Source organism: Methylobacterium indicum, assembly GCF_001043895.1.
Lineage (GTDB): Bacteria > Pseudomonadota > Alphaproteobacteria > Rhizobiales > Beijerinckiaceae > Methylobacterium > Methylobacterium indicum.
The window spans coordinates 1-6,088 of record NZ_JTHF01000313.1 but is presented as its reverse complement, the minus strand read 5'-3'; the positions used below and the strand labels follow the sequence as shown (position 1 = coordinate 6,088).

The following is a 6,088-nucleotide window of genomic DNA, read 5'->3' as shown; positions in this document are numbered from 1 at the left end:
TGCCGGGGCGAAGGCGGCCGCGATCCGCTCGGGCTCGACGGTCCGCCCCGGCATGTCCGGCTCGGGGAAGGGCGGCGGCAGCGGCGCCGGCTCGGTGCCCGGCGGCAGGGTCAGCGGCGCGTCGGGCGCGTCGTCCGAGCGATCGGCCAGCTCGGCCGAGACCCGGTTGCCGCCGGTCCGCACGATGTTGCGCTCGATCACGACGTCGTTCGGCCCGCCGACCAGCAGCAGGTGCTCTGTGTTGTCGCGCCGCAGCAGGATCAGCTGCCGCTGGCGGTCGAGCTCGTAGATGTCGACGATGCCGAGCCGCGGCTGGCGGCTGCGGCCGGTGCTCCCGCTGCCCCCGAGGGTGAGGCGGCCCCGCGCGAACCTCTTCGCGCCGTACGCGAACAGGCTGAGGAGCACGACCATGATCAGGAAGACGATCAGGTAGGAGAGCAAGGGCGAACCGTCCGTCCCGAGGATCGAGGAGAGCAAAGCGCGGTCTCTCAAGTGAGGCGCACACGGGGCACGCCGACGATGTGGTGGCCTTCTAGCACGACCCTGCCGGGCCTGCGCAGGGGACATTAAGATATCGTTAACAGCTTTGACGACCGTGGGGCCGCACGGGCCGGGACGTAACGACCTCGTCGCGCTTAACCGGATTTTAACCATGCGATAGGCAGATTGTGCCGGTCTAAACCGGAAGGCCCGCCCGTGTCGGTCACCGATCTCCCCATCGTCGCGATGTTGCGCAACCGGATGCAATGGCAGCAGACGCGCCAGAAGGTCCTGGCGGAGAACGTCGCCAACGCCGACACGCCGGGTTTCCGGGCCCGCGACCTCAAGGCGCCGCGCTTCCAGCTCGACGGCTCCGTGGCGGCCGCGGGCCTGCCGGGGGTGGGCCTCGCGCGGACCTCCGGCGTGCACCTCGCCGGCACCGGCCAGGCCGCGCCGTCCGAGGAGCGGACGGGCACGCGCTTCGAGATGATGCCGAGCGGCAACGCCGTCAGCCTCGAGGAGGAGATGCTGAAGGCCGCCGACAACCAGAGCGACTACCAGCTCGCCAGCCTGCTCTACCGCAAGAGCCTGCAGACCCTGCGCACGGCGGTCGGCCGCTAGGCCCGTCGCGCTTTCCCGTCTCACCGGCCTTCGCCGCGACCGGCCGTCTCCGCGAGACCCCGTCAGACCGACCCGAGGTGGCTTCCATGGATTTCAGCAAGGCGATCGGCATCGCGGCCTCCGGACTCAAGGTCCAGTCGGGCCGGATGCGGGTGATCTCGGAGAACATCGCCAACGCGGATTCGGCGCCGACCAGCCCGACCGCCGAGCCCTACCGGCGCAAGATCCCGACCTTCACCAACCACCTCGACCGCGATCTCGAGGCGTCGGTCGTGGATCTCGGCAAGGTCCGCCGCGACCAGAGCCCGTTCCGCACCAAGCAGGACCCGGGCAACCCCGCCGCCGACGCCAACGGCGAGGTGCGGATGCCCAACGTCAACGTCCTCGTCGAGACCGTCGACATGCGCGAGGCCCAGCGCTCCTACGAGGCGAACCTCAACATGGTCTCGCTCACCAACCGCATGGTGTCCCGCACCATCGACATCCTGAAGGCCTGACCATGACCACCAACGCCTTCGCGGCCGGCGCCTACGCGGCGATCCAGAACATGGGCCGCACCCCGGCCGCCGGCCTGGCCGGCGCCGGCGCCGGCGAGAGCGGCTTCACGCAGCTCCTGTCCTCCGCCCTCGACGGGGTGTCGGAGGCCGGCAAGCGCGCCGACGGCCAGGCCATGGCGGCGGCCGCCGGCAAGGCCAACGTCGTCGACGTGGTGACCGCGGTCGCCGAGAGCGAGACCGCGATCCAGACCCTGGTGGCGGTGCGCGACCGGGTGATCTCGGCCTACGAGGACATCATGCGGATGCAGATTTAAGGAATCGTTGGCACCGATGACCGGTCTCGCGATCCTCGACGTCGCCCGCGACGGCATCCTGACCTTCCTGAAGGTCGCCGGCCCGATGATGGTCGTCGCCCTGGTGGTCGGCCTCGCCGTGTCGCTGTTCCAGGCCCTGACGCAGATCCAGGAGCAGACGCTCATCTACGTGCCGAAGATCCTCGCGGTCTTCGCCACCATGATGCTGATGCTCCCCTTCATGGGCGACGCGCTCGCCGGCTACATGACCCGCATCGCCGCCCGGATCGCGGCGGGGGGTTGAGCGGGCGCGGATTCCGACCGAAGACGTCCGAGATCATCCCGCCCGCGCGAGTCGCTCCCCGCGGGTCGCCCCGGACACGAATCGCCCGCCGTGAACCTCCTCCTGCCAGGGCTCGCCTCGGCCTACCTCCTCACCTTCGCGCGGGTCGGCACCCTGGTGATGCTGATGCCGGGCATCGGCGAGGCGATGGTGAGCCCGCGCCTGCGCCTCGCCTTCGCGCTGCTCCTGTCCCTGGTGCTGTTTCCCGTCGCCCGTCCGCTCCTGCCCGGGGGCACGGGGCCGGAGCCCGGCGGCGCCGGCACGGCGCTGATCGGCGTGCTGATCGGCGAGATCGCGGTCGGGCTGGTGCTGGGCCTCAGCGTGCGGGCGGTGATCGCCTCGCTCCAGACCGCCGGCACCATCATCGCCCAGCAGCTCGGCCTCGCCTTCGCGATGACGGTCGACCCCTCGGTCGGCAACCAGCAGGCGACGCTGGGCAGCTTCCTCAGCCTGCTCGGCCTCACCCTGGTCATGGCCACCGACCTGCATCACCTGGCGCTGGTCGGGATCCGCGATTCCTACGCCCTGATGCCGCCGGTCGGCATGCCGGCGACCGGGGACGCGGCGGCCTTCGCGGTGCGGGCGGTGGCCCGCAGCTTCACCCTGGCGGTGCAGATCGCGGCGCCGTTCATCGCCTTCGGCATCCTGTTCAACCTCGGCCTCGGCGTGCTCTCGCGCCTGATGCCGCAGATGCAGGTGTTCTTCGTCGCCACCCCGGCCTCGATCATGATCGGCATGCTGGTTTTTCTGGCCACCGTGGGGGTGATCATGGGGGTCTTCGTCGACGACCTCGGCCGCTTCCTGGCCGATCTCGGGAGGGGATGAGGCGATGGCGGACGGGACCGACCAGGAAGACCGTACAGAGGACGCGACCCAGAAGCGCCTCGACGAGGCGATCAAGCGCGGCGACGTCGCCACCAGCCAGGAGGTCAACACCTTCCTGATGCTCGGCACCTTCACGCTGGTGCTGGTCCTGGCCGGGCCCTCCCTCGCCCGCGGCCTGCTGGTCGACCTGCGCGGCCTCCTCATCCACCTGCACGACGTACCGTCCGATCCCGCCTCCTACATGGCCTTCGGCCGCCGGGCCCTCGTCGCCGCGGGCCTCGCCCTCGCGGTGCCGGTGGGCGCCGTGCTGGCGGCCGGCGTGATCGGCGGCCTCGTCCAGCACCCCCTGGTCTGGACCACCGAGATGCTGGGGGCGAAGTGGTCCCGCGTCTCGCCGATGGCCGGCCTGTCGCGGATGTTCGGCCCGGAGGCGTGGTTCCAGTTCGCCAAGGGGCTGGTGAAGATCCTGCTCGTCGGCATCGCCGCCGGCTTCGTACTGTGGAGCGACCGCGACCGGCTCGAGGCCTTCGCGCGGCTCGAGCCGCCGGCCGTGCTCCAGGGCACCCTCTCGCTCTGCCTGCGGCTGATGGGCGCGGTGCTGGCCACCTACGTCGTCGTCACCCTCGGCGACGCGCTCTACCAGCGCTTTCGCTGGCGGGCCCGCCTGCGCATGTCGAAGCAGGAGCTCAAGGACGAGCTGAAGGAGCAGGACGGCAACCCCGAGGTGAAGGGGCGGATGCGCCGGATCCGCGCCCAGCGGGTGCGGACCCGCATGATGGCGGCGGTCCCGACCGCCAGCGTGATCGTCACCAACCCGACCCACTACGCGGTGGCCCTGCGCTACGAGGCCGGCATGGCCGCGCCCGTCTGCGTCGCCAAGGGCGTCGACGCGCTCGCCCTGCGCATCCGCGAGGTGGCGGGCGAGCACGGCGTGCCGGTGGTCGAGAACCCGCCGCTGGCGCGCGCGCTCCACGCCACCGTCGAGATCGACGCCCCGGTGCCGCCCGAGCATTACCGCGCGGTGGCCGAGGTGATCGGCTACGTGATGCGCCTGCGCCGGCGCCACTGATTCGTCGCAATCGGCGCCCGGAACGAACCGGGTTCATTCCACGGAAACGCCGCGCCTGCTAGGGAACGGCCGAGAGACCGGTCCGCCCGCCCGCGGACCGCGCGAAGGATCGGGGTCCGGCCGCGGGCGCGGGCCCCCGGGGAGTGTCGAGGCGACATGCCGGAGTTGAGCCCATCCGCGGCGGAGGCCGCCCTCGACCGCTCCGAGCGGCCCGGCCGGGTCAGCCTGCTCCTGCTGCTCGCCGGCCTGCTCGTCGGCGCGGCGGTGGGCCTGAGCTTCGTCGCCAACGAGCAGGCGCAGCCGATCATCCTCGGCCTCCTGGCGCTGCTCGCCATGGCGGGGGTGTTCTGCCTGTTCGCCTTCGCCATCGGGGCGATCCAGCTCACCGGCCAGGGCACCCGCAACGACGTGACCAAGGCGGTGGTCGATGCCGCCCCCGACGGCATGATCGCCGTGGAGGAGGGCGGCCGGCCGATCTACGCCAACGCCGCCTATCTCCAGCTCGCCGGCAGCGACACCTTCACCAACCTGCGCCCCGTCGAGCGGGTCTTCGTCGGCTCGCCCGAGGTCTCGGAGGCGGTCTACCGCCTGGCGCAGGCCGCCCGCGAGGGCCGCTCGCTGTCGGAGGAGATCCGCATGGCGCCGCCGCCCGGCGGCGCGGCGGAGCGGGACTTCGCGTGGTTCCGCATCGGCGTGCGCCCGCTGCCCCTGCCGCGCCGCCCGGTCTCCCTGTGGAGCGTCGCCGACATCACCCACGAGCGCGAGCGCCAGGAGAACGTCTTCCAGGAGCTCCAGCACGCGATCGACTACCTCGACCACGCGCCCGCGGGCTTCATGGCGGTCGATCCCAAGGGCTCGGTCGTCTACATGAACGCGACGCTCGCGGCCTGGCTCGGCCACGACCTCGCCCAGGTCGGCTCCGGCGGATTGCGCCTGTCCGAGATCCTGCCCGACGACCTCGGGCCGGTGCTGATCGGCGGCAAGGGCGAACCCGGCGAGGTCCGCACCGACCGGTTCGACCTCGACCTGCGCCGGCGCAACGGCCACCCGCTCTCGGCCCGGCTCTACCACCGCGTCGCCTACGGCCAGGACGGGAGGCCGGGCGATTCGCGCACCCTCGTCCTCAACCGCTCGGCCGGCGAGGAGAGCAGCGACGATCCCGGCCAGGCGGCCGAATTGCGCTTCGACCGCTTCTTCAACACCAGCCCGGTGGCGGTGGCGACGCTTGCCGCCGACGGGCGGCTGGTGCGTGCCAACGCCTCCTTCGCGCGCCTGTTCGGCACCCTGCCGCGCACCGGCGACGGCAGCGAGGCCGGTCCCCCGGTGCGCGATTTCGTGGTCGAGCGCGACCGGTCCATCGTCGACGCCGCGGCGCGGGCGGCCGCGGAGGGCCGGGGCGACGTGCCCCCGGTCGAGATCGGGGTCTCGGCGCCGGTCAACCGCTCGGCCCGGATCTGGCTCAGCCCCGCCGGCACGGCCGGCGGCGCGGAGGGCGCGGTGATCCTCTACGCGCTCGACACCACGGCCCAGCACCAGCTCCAGCAGCAGGTCAACCAGGCCCAGAAGATGGAGATGGTGGGCCAGCTCGCCGGCGGCATCGCGCACGACTTCAACAACGTGCTGCAGGCGATCATCGGCTACTCGGACCTGCTGCTGGCGAGCCACCGGCCGGCCGATCCGGCCTTCCAGGACATCATGCAGATCAAGCAGAACGCCAACCGGGCCGCGAGCCTGGTGCGGCAGCTGCTGGCCTTCTCGCGGCGCCAGACCCTGCGGCCGGAGGTGATCCATCTCGGCGAGGCGCTCTCCGACCTCACCCTGCTGCTCAAGCGCCTGCTCGGCGAGCGGGTCGAGCTCGATCTCAAGCACGGCCGCGACCTCTGGCCGGTCAAGGCCGACGTCAACCAGTTCGAGCAGGTGATCGTGAACCTCGCGGTCAACGCCCGCGACGCGATGCCGG

General features: G+C 71.8%; 7 protein-coding genes and 1 pseudogene. 7 read left to right on the top strand and 1 reads right to left on the bottom strand.

The genetic code is table 11. The features are described 5' to 3' along the window. A pseudogene (locus tag QR78_RS28370) lies at positions 1 to 477 on the bottom strand (flagellar biosynthetic protein FliO); the annotation flags it as partial. Positions 478 to 696: 219 nt separating this feature from the next. On the opposite strand from QR78_RS28370, the gene flgB reads away from it, so the two are divergent. The 7 genes from flgB to QR78_RS28335 all read left to right on the top strand — a co-directional run. After that, a complete protein-coding gene (gene flgB / locus QR78_RS28365; RefSeq protein ID WP_048430970.1) occupies positions 697 to 1,101 on the top strand; it encodes a flagellar basal body rod protein FlgB in 405 nt (134 codons plus the stop codon). 86 nt (positions 1,102 to 1,187) lie between these two features. Then, entirely contained in the window at positions 1,188 to 1,598 is a 411-nt protein-coding gene (flgC, locus tag QR78_RS28360; protein WP_048430969.1) for a flagellar basal body rod protein FlgC, read from the top strand. 2 nt (positions 1,599 to 1,600) lie between these two features. Then, on the top strand, positions 1,601 to 1,912 hold the full coding sequence (gene fliE / locus QR78_RS28355) for a flagellar hook-basal body complex protein FliE (protein ID WP_048430968.1): 312 nt from the start codon (positions 1,601 to 1,603) through the stop codon (positions 1,910 to 1,912). Between the two features lie 16 nt (positions 1,913 to 1,928). Beyond that, entirely contained in the window at positions 1,929 to 2,195 is a 267-nt protein-coding gene (fliQ, locus tag QR78_RS28350) for a flagellar biosynthesis protein FliQ (RefSeq protein ID WP_048430967.1), read from the top strand. Between the two features lie 90 nt (positions 2,196 to 2,285). Beyond that, positions 2,286 to 3,059 (top strand): flagellar biosynthetic protein FliR, encoded by a 774-nt coding sequence (gene fliR / locus QR78_RS28345; protein WP_048430966.1) that lies wholly within the window; start codon positions 2,286 to 2,288, stop codon positions 3,057 to 3,059. Positions 3,060 to 3,063: 4 nt separating this feature from the next. Further along, a complete protein-coding gene (flhB, locus tag QR78_RS28340) occupies positions 3,064 to 4,128 on the top strand; it encodes a flagellar biosynthesis protein FlhB (protein WP_048430965.1) in 1,065 nt (354 codons plus the stop codon). Positions 4,129 to 4,284: 156 nt separating this feature from the next. Next, a partial coding sequence (locus QR78_RS28335; protein WP_048430964.1) for a PAS domain-containing protein occupies positions 4,285 to 6,088 on the top strand: 1,804 nt, incomplete at its 3' end.